This is a genomic window from Streptomyces sp. NPDC030809, assembly GCF_055572195.1.
In genome coordinates, this window is record NZ_JBVIDV010000027.1 from 41150 (window position 1) to 67533 (window position 26384).

Below are 26384 nucleotides of genomic sequence, written 5' to 3' on the forward strand. Positions count from 1 at the left end.
GGGGCGGCCGGGGGTGACGGGGGCGGTCCCCCGGCCATTACGCTGACCGTCGTGACCACCGTTCGCCTGCCGCTCTTCCCCCTCAACTCGGTGCTGTTCCCGGGGCTCGTCATGCCCCTGAACGTCTTCGAGGAGCGCTATCGCGCCATGATGCGCGATCTGCTGAAGTCCGGCGACGAGGAGCCCCGCCGCTTCGCCGTCGTCGCGATCCGCGACGGCCGCGAGGTGGCGCCGAGCGCACCCGGGATGCCCGACCCGACGGCGCTGCCCGAGAAGGGTCCGGCCGCGGGCTTCGGCAGCGATCCGGCGCAGGCCTTCCACCGGGTGGGCTGCATCGCCGACGCGGCGACCATCCGGGAGCGCGAGGACGGCAGCTTCGAGGTGCTGGCCACGGGCACGGTGCGGGTGAAGCTGCTGTCGGTGGACGCGAGCGGGCCCTACCTGACGGCCGAGCTGGAGGAGCTGCCGGAGGACTCGGGCGAGGGGGCCGGGGCACTGGCCGAGGGGGTGCTGCGGGCCTTCCGGGCGTACCAGAAGCGGCTGGCGGGGGCCCGGGAGCGGTCCCTGAGCACGGGGGCCGACCTGCCGGACGAGCCCTCGGTGGTGTCGTACCTGGTGGCCGCGGCGACCGTGCTGGACGTCCCGTCGAAGCAGCGGCTGCTCCAGGCCCCGGACACCGCGACCCGGCTGGCCGAGGAGCTCAGGCTGCTGCGCACCGAGACGGCGGTCATCCGCCACCTGCCCTCGCTGCCCATGGTGGACCTGACCCGGAATCCGACCAGCCAGAACTGAGGGGACCCGCGCACGCATGGCGAAGAAGGCGAAGCAGGGAGCGGGCGGCACCCCGGCGACGGTCGCGCTGACGGCGGCCGGGCTGCCGTTCACAGTGCACGCGTACGCCCACGACCCGGCGGCCGCCTCGTACGGGGCGGAGGCCGCGGAGGCGCTCGGGGTCTCCCCGGAGCGGGTCTTCAAGACGCTGGTCGCGGAGGTGGACGGGGCGCTGACGGTGGCCGTGGTCCCGGTCGCGGGCTCGCTGGACCTGAAGGCGCTGGCCGCGGCGGTCGGCGGCAAGAAGGCGGCGATGGCCGACCCGGCGGCGGCCGAGCGCTCCTCGGGGTACGTGCGGGGCGGGATCTCCCCGCTCGGGCAGCGGCGCGCCCTGCCGACCGTGCTGGACTCCTCGGCTTCGGCGCACGGCACGATCTGCGTGTCGGCGGGCCGGCGGGGGCTGGAGGTCGAGCTGTCCCCGGCTGATCTGGCGGCCCTGACGGGGGCGGTCCTGGCACCGATCGCCCGGCCGTAGCCGGCGGAGCCGGGCGCACGGTCCTCGCGGCCGGTCGCGGCGGGCCTGACCGGGCGTGCCGGCCTGACGGGGCGTGCCTGCCTGACCGGCGTGCCGGCCTGACCGGCGTGCCGGTCGCGGCCTGGCGTGTCGGGCCGGCCGGGTCGGCCGGCCGCGCCGGTCAGCCGCCCGGCGGCGGGCCCGCGGGGGCCATCTCCTCCATCGGCTGCATCGTGTCCTCCAGGCCCGGCAGCAGCCAGTTCGGGAAGGGCAGGAGGGCGGCGAGGACGGCGAGGACGAGGAAGACCGCGCCCACCGCCGTGGAGAACAGCGGGCCGAGCCGCCACAGCTTCTCCACGAAGATCACCACCGCCACCGCGGCCATGGCCGGCACGTTCATGACGCCCAGCGGCACGAGGACGATCATCAGCCCCCAGCAGCAGCCGACGCAGTACAGCCCGTGGTGCAGTCCCACCCGCAGGTCGCGGGCCGGGCTGCGGAAGCCCGCGTAGCGCACCAGCTGGCCCATGGGGCTGCGGCAGTGCCGCAGGCAGACGTCCTTGAGCGGGCCGAGCTGCTGGAGGCCGGCGAGGAGGAAGGCCCCCGCCCCGATCCAGCGCCCGGCACCGGGGTGCTCGCGCACCGCCGGCCCGGTGACGGTGAGGATCCCGTAGACGAGCAGCCCGAACGCCGTCCAGGCCAGCAGGTAGCCGCAGACGAACAGGGCGGTGCGGGCCGCGCGGACGGCTCCCGTCGACTGCCGGCCGATGCTGCGGGCCCAGGTCAGCGCCACCGGGGCCACGGACGGGAACATCATGGCGATCATCATGATCAGCCACATCGCCAGGAACAGGGCCGTGCCCATGCCCATGGTGCCGGGCCCGTTGCCCATGCCGCGGGCCTGGTCCAGCACCAGGATCCAGGCGAGCAGGGCCAGGCCCGCCAGCAGCGCCCAGGCCGCCGCGAGCTGCCGGGGGGACAGCAGGTTCGCCGGCCGCAGCGGTGGTGCGAGGTCCTTCCGGTCGTGCCGCACGCTTCCAGCACACCACGGCGGCGCGCTGCGGGCCCGTTGCCGGGATGGCGCCCGGCCGGGTGGGGGCGGAGACTTGGAGGGGAGACCCGTGCGACCGGAGGTGCGCCGGCGGGGTGGTCCGGGGGATGTGCCGGGGTGGGCGTCGGCGTCGAGAGACCGGCCGTCCGGTCACCGGGTCGCGAGGAGGCGCGGCATGTCCGAGACGGCTACGGCGACGGTGCCGAAGTGGTACGCGAAGGGCGACTGGTTCGACACGTGCAGGTGCAATGTCCCCTGCCCGTGCTCCTTCGCCCAGCTGCCCACCTTCGGGGCCTGTGACGGCATCCTGGTCTGGCACATCCGGGACGGGCGGTACGGGGACGTGCCGCTGGACGGACTGAACGTGCTGATGCTCGGCTCGTTCACGGGCAACGTGTGGGGCGAGCACACCGACGCCTACGCGGCGGTGTTCTTCGACGAGCGGGCCGACGCGGCCCAGCGCGAGGCCCTCCAGATGGTCTTCGCGGGCCAGGCGGGCGGCTGGCCGGCGCAGCTGGGCGAGACGTTCGGCGCGGAGATGCGCGGCATGGACTTCGCCCCCGTCGAGATGGAGGTCGAGGAGGACCTCTCCGCCTGGCGGGCCTCGGTCCCGGGGCGGGTGGAGGCGCGGGCGGAGGCCCTCACCGGGCCCACCACCCCGGAGGGCGCGCGCGTGCAGTCGGCCAACCTGCCGGGCTGCGAGACGGGCCCGGGCCAGGTCGCGACCTGGGGCCGGTCGACCGTGGACCGCGCCGACGCCTTCGGCTTCGAGTGGAACCGCGAGGGCCAGTCCAGCAAGCACATCCCGTTCGACTGGACCGGCCCCTGAACGACGGCGGGGCGGCGGGAACCGCGGGGGCTCAGGCCCGCGGTGCGGGCGGGGTGTCGGCCGGCGGCGCCTCGGCGGGCGCAGGCGCGGACGCGGGTCCGGCGTCCGCCGCGGGTGCGGCCACCGGGTGCGCGTAGGGGGGCGGGTAGCCCGCCTCCATCCAGTCCGGCTTCACCTCGGGATCGCGCGGGCCGAACAGGCCGATCAGGCCCAGGTGCGAGGCCACCGCGGCCACCGGCCACACGAGCAGCACCCCGTACGCGAGGAGCTGGAGCGGCGCGTCGAACGGGACGCCCTTGCCCGCGGCCTTGGCGGCGGCCACCACGTCCCGGGCCGGGCCGAGCTGGATGCCGAGCCGCCACCCGAGCACGGAGGCGAGCACCGAACCGAGGGCCAGGCCGATCACCACGGCCGGGCCGCCGGAGCGCCGGAAGAGGAAGGCCAGGCCCCCGCTGAGCAGGCCGAGGCCCAGGGCGATCAGCAGGAACGTGCCGTCGGCGCCGATCCGGCCCTCGTTCTCGGTGTTGCCGAGGAAGACCGCCTGCCCGTCGGAGACGTACTGCACCCGCGGGGCCAGCCAGGCCCAGAGCACGCCGAGCAGGGCTCCGGAGAGGGCGACGGCCAGCATGACCGCCGCACCGGCCTTGAGGTCCTCGGCGAGGGACGGCGTCGGCGGCAGGTCCGGGTCCTCCGGGGCGGGGAGGGGCGGCGGCGGGGCGAAGGCTTCGGTCACCCCCACATCGTGCCAGGTGGTGCCCGGCCCGGCGTCAGCGGACCGCGGCCCGCCGGTAGGCCCAGGTGGCGAGGGCCAGCGAGATCGCACCCACGGCCGCGCAGACGGCCAGGTCGGCGGCGACCGCAGCCCAGTCCGGGTGCGGGGCGAAGGTACGGGCGAAGGCCTCGACCCCGTACGTGGAGGGCAGCAGGTCGCGGGCCCAGGTGATCGGGGCGGGCATCCGCTCGGGCGGCAGCACTCCCAGCAGCAGCGCGGCCGACATGCCGAGCTGCCCGGCCAGGGTGGCCAGCTCCTGGCGGGGGGCCAGCAGCCCGAGGGCCGCGCCGAGGCCGGCCAGGGCCGCCCCCGCCAGCGGGACCACGGCCGCCAGCACCCACAGCCCGCCCATGGGCAGCCCGAAGAGCACGCAGCCGAAGACGGCCGTCACCAGGGTGCCCGGCACGGTGAAGGAGGCGTACGCGCCCGCCGCACCGAGGACCACGGCCGCGGGCGGCACCGGCAGGGTCGCGTAGTGGTCGAGGCCTCCGGAGGCGCGCAGCTGGCCGAAGTACTGGGCGAGCAGGTTGAGGGCGACGAAGGCGACGACGAGGACGGAGGAGCCGGCGACGACCGCGCGGGCCTCGCTGCCCCCGTCGACGACCCCGCGCATCAGGACCATGATCCCGACGGACTGGAAGGTGGCCACGAAGAGCAGGGGGATGCGCGCCACCCGGGCGCGGGACAGCTGCGCCCGGTAGACCGCGGCGAGCGCGGGCAGCAGCCGGGCCCGCGGGGCGAGGGCCGCAGGTGCGGCGGCCGGTACGGGGGTGCTCGCGGAGCTCACGTCTTGACCAGGCCCTTCGTACGGCCGCCGAGCGCGAGGTAGACGTCCTCCAGGCTCGGGGTGGCCAGCGTGAAATCGTCGAGGGCGGCGAACGCGGGTCCGCCGGTGACGGCGGCGACCGCCGCCCGGGCCTCGTCCGGGCCGGTGCGCAGCACCCAGCGGCGGCCGGACTCGGTGGCCGCGGCGCGCAGCGCTGCCACCTCGGGCACGTGCAGCGGCGGGGCCTCGCGCCACACCAGCTCCAGCCGGACCTCGTCGGCGACCTGCGCCTTGAGTCCGGCGGGGGTGTCGCAGGCGATGACGCGGCCGCGGTCCACCACGGCCACCCGGTCGAGCACGGTCTCCGCCTCGATGACGTTGTGGGTGACGAGGACGACGGTGGTGCCGTGCCGGGCGCGCCGGCGGTCCACCGCCTCCCAGACGGCCCGCCGGGCCACCGGGTCCATGCCGGTGGTGGGTTCGTCGAGGACGAGGACGGGCCGTTCGCCGACGAGGGCGGCGGCGAAGCAGGCGAGCCGCCGCTGCCCGCCGGACAGCTTCTTCAGGGGGCGGCCGGCGATCCCGGTCAGGCCGAGCTCCTCCAGGACCGCGTCCCGCTCGGCGCGGGCGGTGCGGGCGTCGAGTCCGCGCAGCCGGCCGGTGGTCTCGGCGGCGAGGGAGACGGTGAGCTCGTCGAGGGCGGTGGACTCCTGGCCGAGGTAGGCGAGGAGCCGCGCGGCCCGTTCGGGGTGGCGCACCAGGTCGTGGCCGAGGAGCTCGACGGAGCCCTCGTCGGGGCGCATCAGGCCGGTGAGCTGGCGGACCAGGGTGGACTTGCCGGCTCCGTTGGGCCCGAGGAGGCCGAAGATCTCGCCGCGCCGGATCTCCAGGGAGATGCCGTCGGTGGCGCGTACCGCGGGGAGGGCCGGGGTGCCCCGGCTGCCGCGCGCCGGCGGGTACGTCTTGACCAGGCCGGACACCGTACAGACCACGGCGAAGGGGGCGGCGGCCCCTGCCATGGGGGTCCGGTCGCCGTGTTCCGCGGCGTGTCCCGCCTGTGCTGTGCCCGTGCTCACGAGGGAGCAGCCTACGGGGTTCGGCCGCCCGCGACGTCTCCGGGGGCGCACCGCGGCCCCACTCCGGCTAGTCGGTGATGCGCTCGGCGGGCCGGTCCGCGGTCCGTTCGGCGGGCACGGTGGCGGAGCCGGACGCGCCGCCGGGCAGGGCGGCGGCGGCCGTGCGGACGTCGATCTCCCGCCAGAACCCGGCCCGGATCGCGTAGCGGTCGTGCTCGTCGATCTGGTCGTCCTTGTGGGCGAGGAGGCCGAAGCGGGCGGCGTAGCGCAGCAGCTCGCCGTCGATGCGGTGCGGGATCCGCGGGTACATGCCGGCGAGCTTCGGCAGGTGGCCGGTTTCGGGCAGGCGTTCCATCCAGCGGCGCGCGAAGACCTGGCCGACCTCGAAGGGGTCGCCGCCGACGGTGGTGATGTCCTCTTCGCGGTCGGCCCAGCGCTGCTCGGCGGAGGTCAGCTGGGCGAGGGTGGGCAGCGAGGCGGTCTCGGCGGGTTCGCCGAGGGGGCCGCTGCGCTCGATCCAGCCCCGGTCGGAGGACCAGCGCAGGGTGGCCGCGGGGCTGGGCTGCGGGGCCTGGGGGCCGGGGACGGGGGCGTGGGCGCGCAGTCCGGCGAGGTCCTTGGGGGTGGGGACGCCCTTGGCGGCGCCGGTCGCGGGGGCCGGGTCGGGGGTGCCGTCGGCGGGGTCGGGGGCGGGCACGGCGCCGTTGCGGGCGGCTTCCGCGAGGGCGGCCTCGGGCAGCGGGGCGGAGAGGATGGCGGCGATCTCGGGCCGGGGTGCGGGGGGCGGTGCGCAGATGCCGCCGAGGTCCTTGGGGCGGACCGCGCGGGTGATCCAGGTGCGGTCGAGGACCCGGCGCTCGTCGGCTTCGGCGACGAGGTCCTCGGACTGGTTGTAGTCCCCGTCGGCGGCCTGTACGGCCCACAGGTGGACGGCGACGCCGTGTTCCTTGGCGGACATCAGGCCGGGCAGGAGGTCCCCGTCGCCAGTGACGAGGACCACGTCGGAGCAGGCGCGGTTCCTGGCCAGCTCGGTGAGCTCGGCGTGCATGGCGGCGTCGACGCCCTTTTGGGCCCACCGGCCGTCGCTGCGGGTCAGGGCGCCCAGCCGGACGGTGACCCGGGGCATGACGCGCAGCCGCCGGTGCTCGGGCTGGGGCACCCGGTCGGGTGCGCCGTCGAACCAGTAGATCCGCAGCAGGGGCCGCTCGGTGTCGGCCTCGGCGCGCTCGCGCAGCCCCTGGATGAGGGCGGAGTGGTCGACGGTGATGCGGGAGCGGGAGGGCTCTCCCGCAAGGAGGCTCGCGGCGGCGCCCAGCAGGTAGCCGGCGTCCACCAGGACGACGCAGCGGTCCACGCGTTCCACCCTCTTCCGGGGAGCGATCCAGGTTTTCCCCGAGTCTGCCCGAACGCAAGGGGGTTGACGGCCGGAACTCGATCATCGGCGTGGCGGATCCCGCGGTTCCACCGGCTACGCACAGTAAAGATCCAAAATGCGCGAGTTGTGGGGGTGTGTGAGTGTGAAGGCGGCCCTGGCCCCTACACCCCCCACGGAGGCATCACCATGGCCAAGAACAAGGACCGCCGCCACGAGACCAAGTCCCAGCCGGCCCGCTCGTCCGCGCCGTCGCAGCACAAGGCCACGGAATCCGTCTCCGAGCCCTCCGGTTCGGCACCGAGTCCCATGGACATGGCGCGCAAGGGCAAGCAGAAGAAGTTCGGCCACAACTGACGCCGGAGCAGTGCATCGCGCGAGGGGCGCGCCCGCAGGTGCGGGCGCGCCCCTCGCGGCGGCTGCGGACGGCGGCGCCGGGCGGGCGGCCGGTCAGCCCGCCAGGCAGGACGGGCCGAGGAGCACCTTGAGGTCGCCGAAGAGGGCCGGGTCGGGCTGCACCCGGTGCCGGTCGAGGCGGAGCACGGTGGTGGTGCGCGGCCCCTGGAGCTTGATCCGGACCTCGGTGTTGCCCTTGTGGTGCCGCAGGATCTCGCCGAGGCGGCTGACCATGGGCGGGGTGACCTTGACGGTGGGGATGGTGAGGACCACCGGGGCGTTGGTGCCCGCGGAGGACAGGTCGGGGACCATCATCTCCATGGCGACCAGGCGGGGGACGTCCTCGCGCTTGTCGAGGCGGCCCTTGACGAAGACCACCGTGTCCTCGACCAGCTGGGTGGAGACCAGCTGGTAGGTGGCGGGGAAGAACATGCACTCGATGGAGCCGGCGAGGTCCTCGACGGTGGCGATGGCCCAGGCGTTGCCCTGCTTGGTCATCTTGCGCTGGAGGCCCGAGATGATGCCGCCGATGGTGACGACCGCCCCGTCGGAGTGCTCGCCGCCGGTCAGCTGGGAGATGCCGGCGTCGGTCTTGTCGGACAGCACGTGCTCCAGCCCGAAGAGCGGGTGGTCGGAGACGTACAGGCCGAGCATCTCGCGCTCCTGGGCGAGCAGGTAGGACTTCTCCCACTCCACGTCGGAGAACTCCACGTCCAGCCCGAAGCCCGGCTCGCTGCTGTCCTCGTCGCCCATTCCGCCGAACAGGTCGAACTGGCCCTCGGCCTCCTTGCGCTTGACCGCGACCACGTTGTCGATCATCGACTCGTGGTGGGCGACCAGGCCCTTGCGGGTGTGGCCCATCTCGTCGAAGGCGCCGGCCTTGATCAGCGACTCGACGGTGCGCTTGTTGCAGACCACGGCCTCGACCTTGTCCAGGAAGTCGGGGAAGGAGCTGTACTTCCCCTTCGACTTCCGGCACTTGATGATCGAGTCCACCACGTTCTGGCCGACGTTGCGCACCGCGGTGAGGCCGAAGAGGATCACGTCGTCGCCCTGGGCGGCGAAGTTCGACTCCGACTCGTTGACGTTCGGCGGGAGCACCTTGATGCCCATGCGCCGGCACTCGTTCAGGTAGATCGCGGACTTGTCCTTGTCGTCCTTGACCGAGGTGAGGAGTCCGGCCATGTACTCGGCCGGGTGGTTGGCCTTGAGGTAGGCGGTCCAGTACGAGACCAGGCCGTACGCGGCGGAGTGGGCCTTGTTGAAGGCGTAGCCGGCGAAGGGGACCAGCACGTCCCACAGGGCCTGGATGGCCTCGTCGCTGTAGCCGTTCTTCCGGGCGCCCGCCTGGAAGATCGTGAAGTTCTTCGCGAGCTCCTCGGGCTTCTTCTTGCCCATGACGCGGCGCAGGATGTCGGCCTCGCCGAGGGAGTACCCGGCGATGATCTGGGCGGCCTTCTGCACCTGCTCCTGGTACACGATGAGGCCGTAGGTGACGTCCAGGACCTCCCGCAGCGGCTCCTCCAGCTCCGGGTGGATCGGGGTGATCTCCTGCTGCTTGTTCTTGCGCAGGGCGTAGTTCGTGTGCGAGTTCATGCCCATCGGGCCCGGCCGGTACAGGGCGGACACGGCGGAGATGTCTTCGAAGTTGTCGGGCTTCATCAGCCGCAGCAGGGACCGCATGGGGCCGCCGTCGAACTGGAAGACGCCGAGGGTGTCGCCGCGCTGGAGCAGCTCGAAGGTCTTGGGGTCGTCGAGCGGGAGGGCCAGGAGGTCGATGTCGATCCCCTTGTTGGCCTTCACCATCTTGACGGCGTCGTCCATGATCGTGAGGTTGCGCAGGCCGAGGAAGTCCATCTTCAGCAGGCCGAGCGACTCGCAGCTCGGGTAGTCCCACTGGGTGATGGTGACCCCGTCGGTGTGGCGCACCCAGACCGGCACGTGGTCGGTGATCGTCTCGCTGGACATGATCACGCCGGCGGCGTGCACGCCCATCTGGCGGACCAGGCCCTCGACGCCGCGCGCGGTGTCGATGACCTTCTTCACGTCGGGCTCGTTCTCGTACATCGAGCGGATCTCGCCGGCCTCGCTGTAGCGCGGGTGGCTGGGGTCGAGGATGCCGGAGAGCGGGATGCCCTTGCCGAGGACGTCGGCGGGCATGGCCTTGGTGAGCCGGTCGCCCATGGCGTACGGGTAGCCCAGGACGCGCGCCGAGTCCTTGATCGCGTTCTTGGCCTTGATGGTGCCGTACGTGCCGATCATGGCCACCTTGTCGGCGCCGTACTTCTCGGTCACGTACCTGATCACCTCCACGCGCCTGCGCTCGTCGAAGTCGATGTCGACGTCGGGCATGGAGATGCGCTCGGGGTTGAGGAACCGCTCGAAGATCAGGCCGTGCGGGATGGGGTCGAGGTCGGTGATGCCCATGGCGTACGCCACGATCGAGCCGGCCGCGGAGCCTCGGCCGGGGCCCACCGCGATGCCCTGCTTCTTGGCCCACATGATGAAGTCGGCGACCACGAGGAAGTAGCCGGGGAAGCCCATCGAGATGATCGTGTCCATCTCGTACTCGACCTGCTTCATGCGGTCCTCGGGGATCCCGTTCGGGAAGCGGCGGTGCATGCCCCGCATGGTCTCCTCGCGGAACCAGGTGACCTCGGTGTAGCCCTCCGGGATGTCGAACTTGGGCATGAGGTTCTTCTCGACGAACATGCCCGTCATGTCGATCTGCTCGGCGACCAGCCAGGTGTTGTCGCAGCCCTCCTGCCAGGCGTCCGAGGAGTCGACCGCGTACATCTCCTCGGTCGACTTCAGGTAGTAGCCGGAGCCGTCGAAGCGGAAGCGGTCCGGGTCGGAGAGGTTCTTGCCGGTCTGGATGCACAGCAGGGCGTCGTGCGCCCCGGCCTCGTGGGCGTAGGTGTAGTGCGAGTCGTTCGTCACCAGCGGCGGGATGCCGAGCTTCTTGCCGATCTCCAGCAGCCCGTCGCGGACCCGGCGCTCGATCTCGATGCCGTGGTCCATCAGCTCCAGGAAGTAGCGGCCCTCGCCGAAGATGTCCTTGTAGTCGGAGGCCGCCTTGAGGGCCTCGTCGAACTGGCCCAGGCGCAGCCGGGTCTGCACCTCGCCGGAGGGGCAGCCGGTGGAGGCGATCAGGCCCTCGGACCACTTGGAGATGGTCTCCTTGTCCATCCGCGGCCACTTGGTGAGCCAGCCCTCGGCGTACGCGTCGGAGGACAGCCGGAAGAGGTTGTGGAGGCCCGTGACGTTCGACGCCCAGATCGTCTTGTGGGTGTAACCGCCGGAACCCGAGACGTCGTCCCGCTTCTGGTGCGGCTGGCCCCACTGGATCCTGCGCTTGTTGCGCCGGGACTCGGGGGCGACGTACGCCTCGATCCCGATGATCGGGGTGATCCCCGCCTTCTTCGCGGAGTGGAAGAAATCGAAGGCGCCGTGCAGGTTGCCGTGATCGGACATGGCGATGTGCGTCATGCCCATCTCGTTGCACGCGCTGAACATGTCCTTGAGCCGCGCAGCCCCGTCCAGCAGCGAGTACTGGGTGTGTACGTGCAGGTGCGTGAACGGCTTCTTGGCCACGGCGCTGGACCTCCGAAAAGGGTGGGGACGAGGGGGCCGGCGCGGAGCGCCACGGCCCGAGGTGCTGGTCGGGTGACGGGTGGGAGACGGGACGGGGGGACAGCGTTGAAGTCTACGTCGGGCGGGTGACAGACCCGGGGCACTGACCGGTACGGTCGGGCGTTGCACGAACAGGAGCACTCCGGGCACAGGGCCCGGCGCGCCCGCAAGCCCGGCCGGACCCCGGCCGGGACACCGCACCAGCCCGCACCAGGAGGCACCTGCCATGGCGGTCCCCGCGACGACGACCGAGCACCGCGCCGAGCAGATCCTCGACGTGTTCGAGACGGCCTTCGGCGAGCTGATCGCCGCCGACCCCGCGGCCTTCCGGGTGAAGTACCGCAAGATGGCCGCCTCCGCCTTCGCCTTCTACCGGGGCACGGCCTGCCTCTTCTACGCGGACCTGGAGCGGGAGCGCCACGGCGGCCCGTACCTGGACGACCGGACCGGACGGGTGTGGATCCACGGGGACCTGCACGCGGAGAACTTCGGCACGTACATGGACGCCCACGGCCGCCTGGTCTTCAACGTCAACGACTTCGACGAGGCGTACGTCGGCCCCTTCACCTGGGACCTCAAGCGCTTCGCCGCCTCGGTGGCCCTGATCGGCTACACGAAGGCCCTCAGCGACGACCAGATCGGCGAGATGGTCGGGATATACGCCGCCGCGTACCGGGAGCGGATCCGCCGCCTGGCCTGCGGGGCCAAGCACGAGGAGGTGCCCTCCTTCACCCTGGAGACCTCCTCCGGCCCGCTGCTGGGCGCCCTGCGCGCGGCCCGCGCCCGGACCCGGTTCGGGCTGCTGGACTCGATGACGGAGGTACGGGACCACGAGCGCCGGTTCTCGGCGGGCGGCGGCGCCGTCGAGCTGGACGCGGCCACCCGGTACAAGGTGCTGGCGGCGTTCGACGCCTACCTGGAGACCCTGCCGGAGGAGAGCCTCGTGCGGCCGGACTCGTACCGGGTCAAGGACGTGGTGGGGCGCCGCGGGGTGGGCATCGGCTCCGCGGGGCTGCCCTCGTACAACATCCTGCTGGAGGGGCACAGCGACGCCCTGGAGAACGACGTCGTGATCTACCTCAAGCAGGCCCAGACCCCTGCGGTCTCCCGGCACGTCACGGACCGGGCGGTGCGCGAGTACTTCCGGCACGAGGGGCACCGCACGGTGATCTCGCAGCGGGCCCTGCAGGCGCACGCGGACCCGTGGCTGGGCTGGACGGAGATCGAGGACGGCGGCCGCCGGATCGGGCAGCTGGTGGCCGAGGTCTCCCCGTACGCGGTGGACCTCGACTGGTCGGACATCGACGACGTCGACGAGATAGCGGCGGTGGTGGCCGACCTGGGCCGGGCCACGGCCACCATGCACGCGGCGGCGGACGCGGACGAGAGCGGGCACTCGCTGGTGCCGTTCTCGACCGAGCGGGCCATCGACGCGGCGATCGCGGCCGACGAGGAGGGCTTCGCCCCGATGCTGGTGGACTTCGCCCACGCGTACGGGGCCCGGGCGCGGGCCGACCACCAGATCTTCGTGGACCTGTTCCGCAACGGGCGGCTGAGCGTCTGAGGCGGGGGCCCAGCCCCAGGTCAGCGGCCCTGCGGGGCCGGGATCACGCTTTCACAGGCAGGCATGGCACACTTCCGGGCGATGGACATGTGGGGAATCGGATTCAGAGCACTGCGGGCGGCGCTGTTCAGCGCCGCCGTCGTGCTGCTCTCGGCCGCTTCCCACGTGCTGACCTCGCGCACGCCGCTGCCGGCCGCACTGGTCGCCGCGCTCGGCGGCGCCGTGTTCGCCCTGGCGTACGGACTGGCCGGGCGGGAGCGCGGGTACGGGCGGATCGCCGGGCTGCTGGTCCCCCTGGAGCTGGCCGCCGACACCGTCTTCACCACCGGTCAGCACGTCTGCTACGGGCCCGCCGGCGGGCCGGTCGCCGGCCCGCTGCGCGCCCTCGGCCTGGACGTGCTGTGCGGCGGGGGCCCGGTGGGCACCCCGCTGGCGCAGGTCGCCGGGCGGGCCGGGGAGCCCGCGGCGGCGCTGCTGGCCTCCGCCGATCCGCTGGCCCCGTGGCTGCTGCTGGCGGGCCACCTCGCGGTGGGCCTGGCGGCCGCCTTCTGGCTGTGGCGCGGGGAGCGGGCGCTGGGCCGGCTGCTGCGCGCGGTGGCCGCGTGCGCCTTCCGGCCGCTGCTGCTCGTGGCGGCCGCGGCCGGCTGCGCGGTCCGGACGCCGCGCCGCGCCGTGCGGGCGGCCCGCGGCGGCGGCGCCGCGGCCCGCAGCCGCTTCCCGGTGCACTCCGTGGGCCTGCGGGGACCTCCCGTGCCGGCGCCGTTCGGCGCCTGAGCAGGTACGGCAGTCCCCCCATCCCTTTTGTGACACCCACGGAGTCCTCCCATGAGCAACCGCAACAGCAAGGCCAACAAGGACGCGGCCCGCGAGCGCCTGCGCGCGGAGCGCGAGCGGCAGGCGAAGAAGGACAAGGCCCGCCGCCAGGTCATCGTGGCCGGCTCGGTCGTCGCGGTCCTCGCGCTGGCCGGCGGCATCGGCTACGGGGTCATGCAGGCCAACCAGCCCGACGAGTGGGAGAAGGCGCCGAAGGCGCAGCTCGTCACCCCGAAGAACACCGAGGGCGAGAACGGCACGACCGTGGTCATCGGCAAGCCGGCCGCGAAGAAGACCCTGGAGCTGTACGAGGACCCGCGCTGCCCGATCTGCTCGACCTTCGAGGAGACCGCGGGCGAGCAGATCAGGAAGGACGTGGACGCCGGCAAGTACAAGCTGAAGTTCATCGGCGCCACCTTCCTGGACAAGGGCTTCCCGGGCACCGGCTCGAAGAACGCGCTGAGCGCCCTGGGCGCGGCCCTGAACGTGAGCCCCGACGCGTTCCTCGCGTACAAGTCGGCGCTGTACGCGAAGGCGAACCACCCGGCGGAGAACGAGGACAAGTTCGCCAAGGACGACTACCTGCTCAAGCTGGCCGACCAGGTGCCGGCGCTGAAGGGCAACGCGGAGTTCAAGAAGGCCGTCACCGACGGCACGTACAACCGCTGGGCCATCGAGATGTCGAAGGCCTTCGACGCGAGCGGGGTCACGGGCACCCCGACGCTGAAGATGGACGGCAAGAAGATCGACGTGCCGCAGACCCTCGACGCGTTCAACGCCGCGATCGACAAGGCCCTGAAGGGCTGACATCGGGGCAATCCCGGGCAACGGGCGGGCGAACTTCAGGGTTTCGCCCGCCTGTTGTGCGTCCGAGGTCTGTCACTGGCTCAATACCGGTCAGTAATATGATCATTCGTGACCAGTCTTCACTCCTCTTCTCCCGCAGCGCCGCGCCGCCGCACGGTCGTCAAGGCCGCAGCCGCCACCGCCGCGTTCGCTCCTCTCGCCGCACAGGCCGCCCTGGGGACAGCGACCGCCCACGCGGCCGGGGCAGGCGCTCCCGCCTTCCTCCACGGGGTCGCCTCCGGCGACCCGCTTCCCGACGGGATCCTGCTCTGGACCCGCGTCACCCCGCTCCCCGAGGCCGTCCCGGGCTCGGGCATCGGCCCCGACACCGAGGTGGCCTGGGAGGTCGCCGAGGACAAGGGCTTCTCCCGGATCGTCGCGCGCGGCACCACGGTCGCCTCGGCGGGCTCCGACCACACCGTCAAGGCCGATGTCCGCGGGCTCGCCCCGGCGACCTCGTACTGGTTCCGCTTCTCCGCCGGCGGCACGGTCTCCGCCGCCGGCCGCACCCGCACCGCACCGGCGCACGACGCGGCGGCCCCGGGGATCCGCTTCGGCGTGGTCTCCTGCGCCAACTGGGAGTCGGGCCACTTCGCGGCGTACCGGCACCTGGCGGCCCGCTCCGACCTGGACGCGGTGCTGCACCTCGGCGACTACATCTACGAGTACGCCACCGGCGGTTACCCGGAGCCGAAGTACGTCGTCCGGCAGCACGAGCCGAAGAACGAGATCGTCACCCTCGCCGACTACCGCACCCGGCACGGCAAGTACAAGACGGACGAGGACCTCCAGGCCCTGCACGCGGTCCACCCGGTCGTCGCGATATGGGACGACCACGAGTTCGCCAACGACGCCTGGTCGGGCGGCGCGGAGAACCACACCCCGGGCACCGAGGGCGAGTGGGCGGCCCGGGTGGCCGCCGCCAAGCAGGCCTACTTCGAGTGGATGCCGGTCCGCCCGTCCATCGCGGGCACCACCTACCGCCGCATCCGCTTCGGCAGCCTCGCCGACCTGCACCTGCTCGACCTGCGCTCGTTCCGTTCGCAGCAGGCCAAGACCGGCAGCGGCACGGTGGACGACCCGGAGCGGACCCTGACCGGCCGCGCCCAGCTGGACTGGCTCAAGGCCGGGCTGTCCGCCTCGGACGCCACCTGGAAGCTCGTGGGCACCTCGGTGATGATCTCCCCGATGGCCTTCGGCTCGGTGCCGGCGTACCTGCTGGGCCCGCTGGCCGAACTCCTGGGCCTGCCCAAGGAGGGCCTGGCCGTGAACGTGGACCAGTGGGACGGGTACACCGACGACCGCAAGGAGCTGCTCGGCCACCTGACCGCGCAGAACATCAAGAACACGGTCTTCCTCACCGGGGACATCCACATGTCCTTCGCCAACGAGGTCCCGGTGACCGCGGCCACCTACCCGCTGTCCCGGTCCGCCGCCACGGAGTTCGTCGTCACGTCGGTCACCTCGGACAACATCGACGACATCCTGCACGTGGCCCCGCACACGGTCTCGGTGGTCGCGGAGACGGCCGTCAAGGCCGCCAACCGGCACGTGAAGTGGGTGGACATGGACTCGCACGGCTACGGGGTCCTGGACATCACCTCCGAGCGCTCCCAGATGGACTACTACGTCCTGTCCGACAAGCGACGGGCCGACGCGACCTCCTCGTGGAGCCGCTCCTACCGGACGCCGAACGGCACGCAGAAGGTCGAGCGGGTCTACCAGCCGGTCCGCTGACCCTGCACCGCGGGGTGTTACCGGGAGAACTAACGGAGTATCAAATTCTTCCGGTGATCAAGCCGTCCGGACGCGCTCCGGATGGCTTGATCGTTCCGTGACCGAAAATCCTTGACTCCGGCATGACGTGCACACGTAAACTCCGCGCCAACGAGGAAAACCTCCGACCCCCCACTATTCGCGAGGAGTTCACGTGCGCGCCCTTGCCCGCATATCCCCCACCCTCCGTCGCCGCGCCCTGGGCACCGCCATGCTGGCCGGAGCCCTGGCCTTCGGCCCGCTGTCGGCCCCCACGATGGTCTCCGCGGCCCCCAAGACCGGTGCCGAGCGCTGCGTCGAGGACGCCTCCGCCGCCAACGCCCGTGTCGCGCGCCCCAAGGCCGGCGCCCACGCCGCCGAGCCCAACGCCGTCTCCGACGCCCAGGCCAAGGCCATGGACGCCGACCTGAAGGCGAAGATCGCGAAGCTCGCGCAGAGCCCGCGCAGCTCGGCCCGCGCCGAGGCCGTCACCACCATCCCGGTGTACTTCCACGTGATCCACTCCGGGACCACCGGCAAGCTGTCCGCCACCGCCGTCAACAACCAGCTGGCCGTCCTGAACGCCGCCTACGCGGGCCAGGGCACCGGCAACGTGAACAGCGGCTTCCAGTTCCAGCTGGTGTCGACGGACTACACCGACAACGCCTCCTGGTACAACCTGGCGGACGGCTCCACGGCCGAGACCCAGATGAAGACCACCCTCCGCAAGGGCGGCGCGAACGCGCTGAACATCTACACCGCCAACCTGCAGGGCGGCCTCCTCGGCTGGGCCACCTTCCCGAGCTGGTACGCCGGCGACCCGAAGATGGACGGCGTGGTCCTCCTCGACGGCTCCCTCCCGGGCGGCTCCTCCGCCAACTACAACGAGGGTGACACCGCCACCCACGAGGTCGGCCACTGGATGGGCCTGTACCACACCTTCCAGGGCGGCTGCACGGGCAGCGGCGACTACGTCACCGACACCCCGGCCGAGAAGAGCGCCGCGTACCAGTGCCCGACCGGCCGTGACACCTGCACCTCCAAGGCCGGTGTGGACCCGATCCACAACTTCATGGACTACACGTACGACGCGTGCATGTACCAGTTCACCGCCGGCCAGGTGAGCCGCATGCAGAGCAGCTGGACCGCCTACCGCGGCTGAACGCCTGCTGCCGCGTGAGCGGTGCGGCAACAGGAGAGGGGCACGGCCCGGCGCGAGCCGGACCGTGCCCCTTCTTCGCATCCCTTCCCCCTGCGCCCCCTTCGCGCCCCGGCGCGCGCCGGGAGTTCGGCGTACCCCGGGCGGGCCGCCCTCCCGCTGCCCTAACGTGGCGCCATGAGCGCGCCGGGGGACCTGATCGACGGACGGTTCGAGCTGCTCGAACGGCTCGGCAGCGGGGGGATGGGCACCGTCTGGCGGGCGCTGGACCGCGCCCTGCACCGCGAGGTGGCCCTCAAGGAAGTGCGGCCGGCCCTCGCGGAGGCCTCCCCCGAGGCCGCCCGGCGGCTGTCCGAGCGGGTGCTGCGCGAGGCCCGCTCGCTGGCCCGGATCAGCCACCCGCACGTGGTGACGATCCACCACATCGCCGACCAGGGCCCCCATCCCTGGCTGGTGATGGAACTCGTCCCCGGCGAGACCCTCCAGCACCGGATCGAACAGGGGCCGCTCCCCCCGGCCGAGGCCGCCCGGATCGGTCGCGAGATCCTCTCCGGACTGTCCGCCGCGCACGCCGCCGCCATCCACCACCGGGACGTGAAGCCGGCCAACGTGCTGCTGCGCCCCGACGGTTCGGCCGTCCTGACCGACTTCGGCATCGCGGCCCTCCGGGACCAGAGCTCGCTGACGCTGACCGGCGAGGTCATCGGCACCCCCGAGTACCTGGCCCCCGAGCGGATCCGCGGGGCCGACCTGCCCGCCTCCGACCTGTGGTCCCTCGGCATGATGCTGTACGTGTGCGTCGAGGGGGTCAGCCCGATGCGCCGCGCGACGACCCTGGCCACGCTGGCCGCCGTACTCGACGAGCCGGTGCCCCCGCCGGCCCGGGCCGGGGCGCTGGCCCCCGCGCTGGCCGCCGTGCTCGTCCGCGATCCGGCCGCCCGGCCCGGAGCCCCCGCGCTCGACGCCCTGCTCCGGCTCGCCGCGGCCGCCCCGCCGGATCCCGCGCCGGGGCACGGGGCGGGGGCGCCCGTACCGACCGAGGTCTCCCCGGGGCTCCCGCCGGTGCCGCCACCGCCCCCGGCTCCGGTGGCCGGCACCCCGGACGGGGCCGACGCGCACCCGGGGCGCCCGTGGGACGCGCTGCCGACCGCCGGGCCGGGCCCGACGCGGCCCGGATCCCCGGTGCCGGCGCCCGGCCGGAACCGGCTGCGCGCGCCGCTCGCCGCCGCCGCGGCGGTCGTGGTCGTCGCCGCGGCCTGGTTCGGCGGGCGCGCGCTGTTCGGGCCGGACGGCACGGGGGCGGAGGCGGGCGCGGGCGGGAGGAGCGGGGCACGGACCGCGGCCCCGGGCCCCGGCTCGCCGTCCCGCGCCCGGGCCTCCGCCACCCCGGCAACGGGCGGCCCGTCGGCCCTCGTTCCCCCGGAGTCCGCTCCCCCGGCCACGGCGGATCCCGAGGCACCCCCGGCCACGGCTCCCGCCACCCCGGCGGAATCCCCCGACCCGGCCGGCCGCTGGATCGCCCAGCTGTATTCCGAGCCCGTGAGCTCCGGGACGGCGGGACGGGACCGCAGGCTGGCCGCCGTCCGGGCCGCCGTGCCGCAGGCCGAGGTGCTGCGCAGCTCCGACTACGCCTCCCTGCGCGCCGGCTACTGGGTGGTGTACGCGCCGGGCCCGTTCGCCGACGGGCACGCCGCGCTCGCGTTCTGCGCCGAACACGGCCGGACCACGGCGGACTCCTGCATCGGACGGTGGCTCAGCCACAGCCCCTCGGACCTCGGCTACCAGTGCCGGCCGCCGTACGAGGCCCCCGCCGGCCGGTGCCGCCGCCCCTGAGCGGGACCCCGTACTACAGCGAGTCGAGGAAGCCCAGGGCCGCGCGCCAGGCCTCCTCCGCCGCCTGGGCGTCGTAGTCCGGCAGGCCCGGGTCGGTGAACAGGTGGCCGGCGCCCGGGTAGCGGTGGACCTCGACGTCCGCGCCCGCCCGCTGCATCCGCAGGTACCAGGCCGTCAGCCAGTCGTGGGGCTCGAAGGGGTCGGGATCGGCGATGTGCAGCTGCACGGGCAGCTCGTCCACGGCCGCGCCGTCCGCGATGTCGGAGGTCCCGTGCATCAGCAGCAGGCCGCGCGCCTTCTCGTCGGCGAAGGCCAGGTGCTGGGCGAGCGAGCCGCCGAAGGAGAACCCGGCGTAGACCAGACCGCGCTCCGAGTACGGGGCAGCCGCGAGCACCGCCCGCTTGAGCAGCTCGTCCCGGCCCACCTCCTCCTGGAAGGCCATGCCCTCCTCGACGGTCTCGAAGGTGCGCCCTTCGAAGAGATCGGGCACGTGCACCTCGTGCCCGGCGGCGCGCAGCCGGTCGGCCGCCGCGTGCACCGCGGGCCGCAGCCCGTACGTCGAGTGGAAGAGCATGATGTTCATGCACCTATCGTGCCAGCCGGCACCGACAGGGGTCGGCTACGGTCACCACCAGGAGGTGGTTCCCGTGGAAAGCCTGCTGCGGCCCCTGGCGGTGCTGGGCGCATCCGTCGTCCTCACCCTGATCGCCGGATCGCTGCTGGACCTGCTGCTGCGCCGGGCCGACGCCCGGCACCGGGAGACCCCGCTGTGGGGGCTGCTGCGCCGCTGCCGGCTGCCGTTCCAGCTGGTCCTGGGCACCGCGCTGCTGCTCGGCGGCCACTCCCAGGCCCGGGTGCCGACGGGCCGGGAGCCCGCGGTGGAGCGGATCCTGACGCTGGTCCTGATCGGGACCTCCGCCTGGCTGCTGGTGCGCATGGCCACCGCGGCCGTGGACTCGGCGTACGCGCGCTACGCGGCCGGGGCGGGGCCCGACTCGGCCCGGGTGCGCCGGGTGCGGACCCAGGTCACGCTGATCCAGCGGGTGGTGACCGCGGCGGTGGGCGTGGTGGCGGTGGCCGCGATGCTGCTGACCTTCCCCGCGATGCGCGCGCTCGGCACCTCGATGCTCGCGTCGGCGGGCATCCTGGGCATCGTCGCGGGCATCGCCGCCCAGTCCACCCTGGGCAACCTCTTCGCGGGACTCCAGATCGCCTTCGGGGACACCGTGCGGATCGGGGACACGGTGGTCGTGGACGGGGAGTGGGGGCAGGTCGAGGAGATCACCCTGACCTTCCTGGTGGTGCGCACCTGGGACGAGCGCCGGATCACCATGCCGGTCTCGTACTTCACGTCGAAGCCGTACGAGAACTGGTCGCGCGGCGGGGCCGAGCTGACGGGCACGGTCTTCCTCCACCTCGACCACGCGGCGCCGGTGGCCCTGCTGCGCGACCGGCTGGAGTCGGTGCTGCGCGAATGCCCGGCGTGGGACGGCCGCAAGAGCGGACTGGTCGTCACGGACACCGCGCCGACCGGGATCCAGGTCCGGGCCACGGTCAGCGCCAAGGACTCGGACGACCTGTGGACCCTCCGCTGCGAGGTCCGCGAGCGCCTCGTCGCCTGGCTCTGCGAACACCACCCCTACGCCCTCCCCCGCGTCAACACCTCCGAGGCCCCACCCCGCCCCACCCACCCAACCCCCGCCGCCGATTGAGGCGGGGGGCAGAGCCCCCGAAACCACCGGCAGCCCGGACCCAAGGCACGGGGCCGGGGCCCAAATCCAGCCCCGCCGGCGATTGAGGCGCGGGGGCCCGGGGGCAGAGCCCCCGAAACCACCGGCGGCCCGCACCCAACGCCCCGGGCCGGGGGCACATCCAGCCCCGCCGGCGATTGAGGCGCGGGGTCCGGGGCGGAGCCCCGGGATCAAGGGCGCAGGCTGCGCACGTCGAGCTGGCGCAGCACCCGGTCCACGATCTCCGGATCCGCCCCGGCCTCACTGCGCGCCGCAAGCACCTCGTGCCGCGCCGCGGACATCATCTCGCGCTGGATCCGCTGCACGGACCGCACCCGCTCCACCCGCTTCCGGTACGCATCGCGCCGTTCCTCGTCGACCATGTCCGGACTGATCCGCGCGCCCACGTCGTAGGCCCGCCGCAGCAGCTGCTCCATCAGGTCCTCGGGCAGGTCCTCGACCTCCTCGATCTCCTTCAGCCGCCGCTTGGCGGCCTTGGCGGCCCGCACCGCGAGCTGCCGCTCGTACTGGCGCTCGGCATCCGTGTCGGCCTCCACCCCGAGCAGCCGCACCACCCGGGGCAGGGTCAGGCCCTGGACCACGAGGGTGCCCATGACCACGGCGAAGGCGAGGAAGACGAGCACGTCCCGCTGCGGGAACGGGGACGCGTCCTCGGTGGTGAAGGGGAGGGCGAGGGCGAGGGCCACCGAGGCGACCCCGCGCATGCCCGACCACCACATCACCATGCTCTCGCGCCAGCTGAGCGGGATCTCCTCCTCGTAGTCCCGCCGCCGGTGCAGCCGCTTGGCCAGCCAGGCGGCCGGCAGCAGCCACAGCAGGCGGACGACGACGACCGTGCCGACGACGGCGCCGGCCCAGCCGGCCATCTGCCAGGCCCGGTCGGCGGCCGTGCCGAAGACGTGGTGCAGCTCCAGGCCGATGAGCCCGAAGGCCACGCCGGTGACGAGCGTGTCGACGACCTCCCAGAAGGTGTGCCCCGCGAGCCGGCCGAGCACGTCGTCGGCGTCGTTGGCGTACTCGGCGAGGAAGAGGGCGGTGGTGAGCACCGCGAGCACGCCCGAGCCGAGGAACTCCTCGGCGAGCACGTACGAGACGAAGGGGACGAGCAGGGTGAGCCCGATCTGGAGGGTGGCGTCCCCGAGCCGGTCCAGCAGCCGCCCCGCGCACCAGCCGAGGCCGAGCCCGACGGCCACCGCGACCAGGGCGGACAGGGCGAACTCGGCGAGGGCCCGGGGCCAGGAGAAGGATCCGCTGACCACGGCGGCGACGGCCACGTGGTAGAGCACGATGGCCGTCACGTCGTTGAACAGGCCCTCGCCCTCCAGGATGGACACGAGCCGGCGCGGCAGTCCGAGGCTGCCCGCCACGGCGGTGGCGGCCACCGGGTCGGGCGGGGCGACGAGGGCGCCGAGGGCGACGGCGGCCGCGAGCGGCAGCCCCGGCACGAGGGCCTGGGCCACCCCGGCCACGGCGGCCGTGGTCACGAACACGAGGGCGACGGCGAGCAGCAGGATCGGCCGGGCATTGGCGGCGAACTGCCGCCAGGAGGTGCGCTGTACGGAGGCGTAGAGCAGCGGGGGCAGGACCAGGGGCAGGATGTACTCGGGCGGCGCGTCCACGTCGGGGACGGCCGGCACCAGGGCGAGCACGCCCCCGCCGAGGGTCATCAGCACCGGCGCGGGCAGCCCGAGCCGGTCCCCGAGCGGCACCATGACCACCGCTCCGAGCAGCAGCAGGAACAAGAGCAGGAGCTGATCCACGCGGCCACCCTGCCACGCCGGACCGGACATCCCGCGCATACCGGACGCGACGCGGCGGCCCGGCGGGGGCCGACCGGGCCCCGGCCTCAGCCCAGCAGGCGCCGCATCGCCCGGTGCGGCATCCCGGCGTCCTCGAACTCCGGCCCGTACGCCTCGTATCCCAGCCGCTCGTAGAAGCCCAGCGCGTGGGTCTGCGCGTGCAGGTCCACCGAGGTCAGGCCGATCCGGCCGGCCTCCGCCTCGATGGCCCGGACCAGGGCGGCCCCGATGCCGAGCCCGCGGGCGTCCTTGGTCACGGCGAGCCGTCCCAGGGAGCCGGTGCCGGGGCCCTCGATGCCGGTGAGCAGGCGGCCGGTGCCCAGCGGGGTGCCGTCGGCCGCACGGGCCAGCACGTGCACGGCCGCCGCGTCGTGGGCGTCGTACTCGATCTCCTCGGGCACCGACTGCTCGGTCACGAAGACCGCGCGGCGCACCGCGAAGCAGGCCGCGCGGTCCTCCTCGGACCGTGCGACCAGGACCTCGGCCCGCGGGGCCGCGGTCACTCGCTCTCCGCCCGGATGACGTCCAGCGCGCGCTGGAGGTCGGCCGGGTAGGTGCTCTCGAACTCGACCCACTGGCCGTCGGACGGGTGCTCGAAGCCGAGCCGCACCGCATGCAGCCACTGCCGGGTCAGGCCCAGCCGCTTGGCGAGGGTGGGGTCGGCCCCGTAGGTCAGGTCGCCCACGCAGGGGTGCCGGTGCGCGGACATGTGCACGCGGATCTGGTGGGTGCGGCCGGTCTCCAGCTTGATGTCGAGCAGGGAGGCCGCGCGGAACGCCTCGATCAGGTCGTAGTGCGTGACGGAGGCCTTGCCGTCCTGGATCACGGCCCACTTGTAGTCGTGGTTCGGGTGCCGGCCGATGGGGGCGTCGATGGTGCCGCTCATCGGGTCCGGGTGGCCCTGGACGAGGGTGTGGTAGCGCTTGTCCACGATCCGCTCGCGGAACTGGTGCTTGAGCGAGGTGTACGCGCGCTCCGACTTGGCCACGACCATGAGGCCGGAGGTGCCCACGTCCAGGCGGTGCACGATGCCCTGGCGCTCGGCGGCGCCGGAGGTGGAGATCCGGTAGCCGGCCGCGGCGAGGCCGCCGATCACGGTGGTGCCGGTCCAGCCGGGGCTCGGGTGCGCGGCCACGCCCACCGGCTTCATGATGACGACGATGTCCTCGTCGTCGTGGACGATCTCCATGCCCTCGACGGGCTCGGCGACGATCTCGACCGGGCGCGGCGGGGCGGGCATCTCGACCTCCAGCCAGGCGCCGCCGTGCACCCGCTCGGACTTCCCGACGACGCTGCCGTCGACCGACACCTTGCCGGCGGCGGCGAGCTCGGCCGCCTTGGTCCGGGAGAACCCGAACATACGGGCGATCGCGGCGTCCACGCGCTCGCCTTCGAGGCCATCGGGGACGGGCAGGGTACGGATCTCGGGAATCGTGCTCACCCGTCGAGTATGCCGGACGCCGCAGCGGAGCCCCGCCCGCGTCAGTCCTTGTGGACCGTTCCGTCGGGGTCCAGGCCCTTGAAGGACAGCAGCACGATGAGGATGCCGCCGCACACGATCGCGGAGTCGGCGAGGTTGAAGACGGCGAAGTGGGCCGGGGCGATGAAGTCCACCACGGCGCCCCGGAACACCCCGGGGGAACGGAAGATCCGGTCGGTCAGGTTCCCCAGCGCCCCGCCGAGCAGCAGGCCCAGCGCGACCGCCCAGGGCAGGCTGTAGAGCTTGCGGGCCAGCCGCACGATGACGACGATCACGGTGGCCGCGATGATCGTGAAGATGATGGTGAAGGCCTCGCCGAAGCCGAAGGCGGCTCCGGGGTTGCGGACCGCCTCGAACTTCAGGAGGTCGCCCACGATCTCGATCGGCGCCCGGTGCTCCAGCTTCGCGACCACGAGCATCTTGCTGCCCAGGTCCAGCAGGTACGCGAGCACGGCGACGACCAGCAGGGCCGCGATCCGCCGCCGCCCCTTGGGCTGCACGGCCTCCGGCCCGGCTGCCCCGGCCTCCGGCGTACCGGTGATGCTCTCCGCCTCTGCCACGTGGACTTCCCTCGCTAGGTGCTCGACCACCACGAGAGTACGTCACGCCTCCACGACCGCCACAGGACGAACGACACGCTGCGCGGGACCGCCTAGTGGCGGCGCTCCTGCTTCTGCTTGCACTCCACGCAGAGGGTGGCCCGCGGGAAGGCCTGCATGCGGGCCTTGCCGATGGGGTTGCCGCAGTTCTCGCAGAGCCCGTACGTGCCCGCGTCCAGGCGTTCGAGGGCACGCTCGGTCTGCTCCAGCATCTCCCGGGCGTTCGAGGCGAGGGAGAGCTCGTGCTCCCGCGTGATGTTCTTCGCCCCGGTGTCGGCCTGGTCGTCACCGGCCCCGTCCCCCGAGTCCCGCATCAGCCCGGAGATCGCCTCCTCGGAGGCCAGCAGCTCGGCCTGGAGCCGCGCCTCCTCCTCCTGGAGCTCCCGGCGGGCCCCGGCCACCTCCTCCGGGGTCCAGGGCTCCTCGCCCGGGCGTACGGCGAGCTCGCCGGGCTCCACCGGGCCGCCCGCGGTGCCCCGGGTCCTGGGCAGACCGCTGGTGGCGGCCGCGGCCGTCTTCCTGGCCGTGGAAGTGCGCGCCGAAGCGCTTCCCGTGCCGGTGCTCTTCTTGGCGGCCACTTCGGCTCCCGTCTGCTTCTGCTGCTTCTGCTGCTTCTGCCCGGCGGCCCCGACGGGGGCCTTCTTCGCCGCGCCCCCGCTCCCGGCTCCGGCCCGGCCCTTCGCCGACGCCTCCGCGGACGCCTCACCGGCGTCCCCGGCCGCGGTTCTCGCGGACCCCTTCGCCGAGGTCTTCGCGGAGTCCTTCGCCGAGGTCTTCGCGGTCGCCCCCCGGGCCTTCGCCGCCGGTGCCGCAACGGCGGCCTGCCCGGTCCCCTCGGCGGCCACCTCACCGGCCCCACCGGCGGCACTCCGGGCCTTCGCCCTTCCGGTCCCCTCGGCGGCACCCTTGGCCGACGCCCTCCCGGTCCCCTTCGCTGCCACCTCGCCGGACCCACCAGCGGCACTCTTCGCCGACGCCTTCCCGGTCCCCTCGGCGGCCGCCCCGCGGGTCCCCTCGGCGGCGGTCTTGGCCTTCGCCTTCCCGGTCCCTCCGGCTGCCGCCTTCGCGGTCTCCTGGCCGGCGGGGGCCTCTTCCAGGACCTGCCCGCCCTCCACGGCGGACGCATCCGCCGTGGTCCCGGCGGCGCGCTTCGCCGTGCGCTTCCTCGCCGCGGACGCGGCCGGAGCCGCGGCTCCTCCGGCAGCCCTGCCCGCGCCCTTCGTCCGGCCGGCCGCCGAGCCGCGTCCCGGGCCGGGGGCGTGGCCCCCGGATCCGGCCGCAGGGGCCGAGTGCGGCGGCTCCGCCGTCTTGAAGGCGGCCCGCACCGCACCCTCCGGCCGCACCGCAGCCGTGTGCGTGGCCTCCGCCGCCGCCCGCTCCAGCGTGGCCTTCACGTGCACCAGCCCGTCCACCGGCACCGCACCCGCACCCGGGCCGGCCGCCTCCGCCGCACGCCTGCGCGAGCCGCCCTTGCGGGCGGGAGGCTCCGGCCCGGCCCCGGGAGCGGTGTGCGGCGGCTCCGCCGTCTTGAAGGCGGCCCGCACCGCACCCTCCGGCCGCACCGCAGCCGTGTGCGTGGCCTCCGCCGCCGCCCGCTCCAGCGTG

Annotated in this window: 23 protein-coding genes; 11 read left to right on the forward strand and 12 right to left on the reverse strand. The window is 73.6% G+C overall.

The window, feature by feature from the left end; genetic code table 11:
• The first annotated feature begins 51 nt into the window (after positions 1-51).
• Complete coding sequence (locus tag ACZ407_RS29425) at positions 52-792, forward strand: LON peptidase substrate-binding domain-containing protein (protein WP_468133524.1); 741 nt, start codon at positions 52-54, stop codon at positions 790-792.
• Positions 793-808: 16 nt separating this feature from the next.
• Positions 809-1306, forward strand: coding sequence for a Cys-tRNA(Pro) deacylase (gene ybaK / locus ACZ407_RS29430; RefSeq protein ID WP_468133526.1), 498 nt, complete (start codon positions 809-811; stop codon positions 1304-1306).
• A 160-nt stretch (positions 1307-1466) separates the two neighbouring features.
• On the opposite strand, the gene ACZ407_RS29435 is transcribed toward ybaK, so the two are convergent.
• On the reverse strand, positions 1467-2318 hold the full coding sequence (locus tag ACZ407_RS29435) for a DUF2182 domain-containing protein (protein WP_468133528.1): 852 nt from the start codon (positions 2316-2318) through the stop codon (positions 1467-1469).
• A 193-nt stretch (positions 2319-2511) separates the two neighbouring features.
• Between ACZ407_RS29435 and ACZ407_RS29440 the strand changes: the two genes are divergently transcribed.
• Positions 2512-3165 (forward strand): DUF1326 domain-containing protein, encoded by a 654-nt coding sequence (locus tag ACZ407_RS29440; RefSeq protein ID WP_468133530.1) that lies wholly within the window; start codon positions 2512-2514, stop codon positions 3163-3165.
• Between the two features lie 31 nt (positions 3166-3196).
• Here the strand turns inward: ACZ407_RS29440 and ACZ407_RS29445 are convergent, their stop codons facing one another.
• From ACZ407_RS29445 to ACZ407_RS29460, 4 genes are all read right to left on the reverse strand, one after another.
• Positions 3197-3898, reverse strand: a complete 702-nt coding sequence (locus ACZ407_RS29445) for a hypothetical protein (protein WP_468133532.1) — start codon at positions 3896-3898, stop codon at positions 3197-3199.
• A 34-nt stretch (positions 3899-3932) separates the two neighbouring features.
• Positions 3933-4724 carry an ABC transporter permease gene (locus tag ACZ407_RS29450; RefSeq protein ID WP_468133534.1) on the reverse strand — a complete coding sequence of 264 codons (792 nt, stop codon included), beginning with the start codon at positions 4722-4724 and terminating at the stop codon, positions 3933-3935.
• Complete coding sequence (locus ACZ407_RS29455; RefSeq protein ID WP_468133616.1) at positions 4721-5722, reverse strand: ABC transporter ATP-binding protein; 1002 nt, start codon at positions 5720-5722, stop codon at positions 4721-4723. Before ACZ407_RS29455 ends, ACZ407_RS29450 begins: the two co-directional genes overlap by 4 nt.
• 124 nt (positions 5723-5846) lie before the next feature.
• Positions 5847-7142 (reverse strand): NYN domain-containing protein, encoded by a 1296-nt coding sequence (locus ACZ407_RS29460; RefSeq protein WP_468133536.1) that lies wholly within the window; start codon positions 7140-7142, stop codon positions 5847-5849.
• 198 nt (positions 7143-7340) lie between these two features.
• Here ACZ407_RS29460 and ACZ407_RS29465 point away from each other — a divergent pair, with 198 nt between their 5' ends.
• On the forward strand, positions 7341-7508 hold the full coding sequence (locus tag ACZ407_RS29465) for a hypothetical protein (RefSeq protein ID WP_468133538.1): 168 nt from the start codon (positions 7341-7343) through the stop codon (positions 7506-7508).
• 93 nt (positions 7509-7601) lie between these two features.
• Here ACZ407_RS29465 and dnaE read toward each other — a convergent pair whose 3' ends face one another.
• On the reverse strand, positions 7602-11141 hold the full coding sequence (gene dnaE, locus ACZ407_RS29470; protein WP_468133540.1) for a DNA polymerase III subunit alpha: 3540 nt from the start codon (positions 11139-11141) through the stop codon (positions 7602-7604).
• Positions 11142-11406: 265 nt separating this feature from the next.
• On the opposite strand from dnaE, the gene ACZ407_RS29475 reads away from it, so the two are divergent.
• From ACZ407_RS29475 to ACZ407_RS29500, 6 genes are all read left to right on the forward strand, one after another.
• On the forward strand, positions 11407-12744 hold the full coding sequence (locus tag ACZ407_RS29475; protein WP_468133542.1) for a DUF2252 domain-containing protein: 1338 nt from the start codon (positions 11407-11409) through the stop codon (positions 12742-12744).
• An 81-nt stretch (positions 12745-12825) separates the two neighbouring features.
• Positions 12826-13518, forward strand: a complete 693-nt coding sequence (locus ACZ407_RS29480) for a hypothetical protein (protein WP_468133544.1) — start codon at positions 12826-12828, stop codon at positions 13516-13518.
• A 51-nt stretch (positions 13519-13569) separates the two neighbouring features.
• Positions 13570-14364: a DsbA family protein gene (locus tag ACZ407_RS29485; RefSeq protein ID WP_468133546.1), complete on the forward strand. Its 795-nt coding sequence runs from the start codon at positions 13570-13572 to the stop codon at positions 14362-14364.
• A 108-nt stretch (positions 14365-14472) separates the two neighbouring features.
• Positions 14473-16140: an alkaline phosphatase D family protein gene (locus ACZ407_RS29490; protein WP_468133548.1), complete on the forward strand. Its 1668-nt coding sequence runs from the start codon at positions 14473-14475 to the stop codon at positions 16138-16140.
• 250 nt (positions 16141-16390) lie between these two features.
• On the forward strand, positions 16391-17320 hold the full coding sequence (locus tag ACZ407_RS29495; protein WP_468133618.1) for a zinc metalloprotease: 930 nt from the start codon (positions 16391-16393) through the stop codon (positions 17318-17320).
• A gap of 174 nt (positions 17321-17494) precedes the next feature.
• Entirely contained in the window at positions 17495-19150 is a 1656-nt protein-coding gene (locus ACZ407_RS29500; protein ID WP_468133550.1) for a serine/threonine-protein kinase, read from the forward strand.
• A gap of 13 nt (positions 19151-19163) precedes the next feature.
• On the opposite strand, the gene ACZ407_RS29505 is transcribed toward ACZ407_RS29500, so the two are convergent.
• Positions 19164-19733, reverse strand: coding sequence for a dienelactone hydrolase family protein (locus tag ACZ407_RS29505; RefSeq protein WP_468133552.1), 570 nt, complete (start codon positions 19731-19733; stop codon positions 19164-19166).
• A gap of 64 nt (positions 19734-19797) precedes the next feature.
• Here ACZ407_RS29505 and ACZ407_RS29510 point away from each other — a divergent pair, with 64 nt between their 5' ends.
• Entirely contained in the window at positions 19798-20862 is a 1065-nt protein-coding gene (locus ACZ407_RS29510) for a mechanosensitive ion channel family protein (protein ID WP_468133554.1), read from the forward strand.
• Positions 20863-21071: 209 nt separating this feature from the next.
• Here ACZ407_RS29510 and ACZ407_RS29515 read toward each other — a convergent pair whose 3' ends face one another.
• The 5 genes from ACZ407_RS29515 to ACZ407_RS29535 all read right to left on the reverse strand — a co-directional run.
• Entirely contained in the window at positions 21072-22661 is a 1590-nt protein-coding gene (locus ACZ407_RS29515) for a Na+/H+ antiporter (protein WP_468133556.1), read from the reverse strand.
• Between the two features lie 86 nt (positions 22662-22747).
• Entirely contained in the window at positions 22748-23203 is a 456-nt protein-coding gene (locus ACZ407_RS29520) for a GNAT family N-acetyltransferase (RefSeq protein ID WP_468133558.1), read from the reverse strand.
• Positions 23200-24141 carry an RluA family pseudouridine synthase gene (locus ACZ407_RS29525; RefSeq protein WP_468133560.1) on the reverse strand — a complete coding sequence of 314 codons (942 nt, stop codon included), beginning with the start codon at positions 24139-24141 and terminating at the stop codon, positions 23200-23202. Before ACZ407_RS29525 ends, ACZ407_RS29520 begins: the two co-directional genes overlap by 4 nt.
• A 41-nt stretch (positions 24142-24182) precedes the next feature.
• Complete coding sequence (gene lspA / locus ACZ407_RS29530) at positions 24183-24740, reverse strand: signal peptidase II (protein ID WP_468133562.1); 558 nt, start codon at positions 24738-24740, stop codon at positions 24183-24185.
• A 92-nt stretch (positions 24741-24832) separates the two neighbouring features.
• On the reverse strand, positions 24833-26384 hold a 1552-nt coding region (locus tag ACZ407_RS29535; RefSeq protein ID WP_468133564.1), incomplete at its 5' end, for a TraR/DksA C4-type zinc finger protein.

Coding starts and splice junctions, on each gene's coding strand:
- ybaK (WP_468133526.1), top strand. CDS start 809: ATGGCGAAGAAGGCGAAGCAGGGAGCGGGCGGCACCCCGGCGACGGTC.
- ACZ407_RS29455 (WP_468133616.1), bottom strand. CDS start 5,722: ATGGCAGGGGCCGCCGCCCCCTTCGCCGTGGTCTGTACGGTGTCCGGC.
- ACZ407_RS29500 (WP_468133550.1), top strand. CDS start 17,495: ATGAGCGCGCCGGGGGACCTGATCGACGGACGGTTCGAGCTGCTCGAA.
- ACZ407_RS29440 (WP_468133530.1), top strand. CDS start 2,512: ATGTCCGAGACGGCTACGGCGACGGTGCCGAAGTGGTACGCGAAGGGC.
- ACZ407_RS29480 (WP_468133544.1), top strand. CDS start 12,826: ATGGACATGTGGGGAATCGGATTCAGAGCACTGCGGGCGGCGCTGTTC.
- ACZ407_RS29485 (WP_468133546.1), top strand. CDS start 13,570: ATGAGCAACCGCAACAGCAAGGCCAACAAGGACGCGGCCCGCGAGCGC.
- ACZ407_RS29505 (WP_468133552.1), bottom strand. CDS start 19,733: ATGAACATCATGCTCTTCCACTCGACGTACGGGCTGCGGCCCGCGGTG.
- ACZ407_RS29495 (WP_468133618.1), top strand. CDS start 16,391: ATGCTGGCCGGAGCCCTGGCCTTCGGCCCGCTGTCGGCCCCCACGATG.
- ACZ407_RS29465 (WP_468133538.1), top strand. CDS start 7,341: ATGGCCAAGAACAAGGACCGCCGCCACGAGACCAAGTCCCAGCCGGCC.
- ACZ407_RS29475 (WP_468133542.1), top strand. CDS start 11,407: ATGGCGGTCCCCGCGACGACGACCGAGCACCGCGCCGAGCAGATCCTC.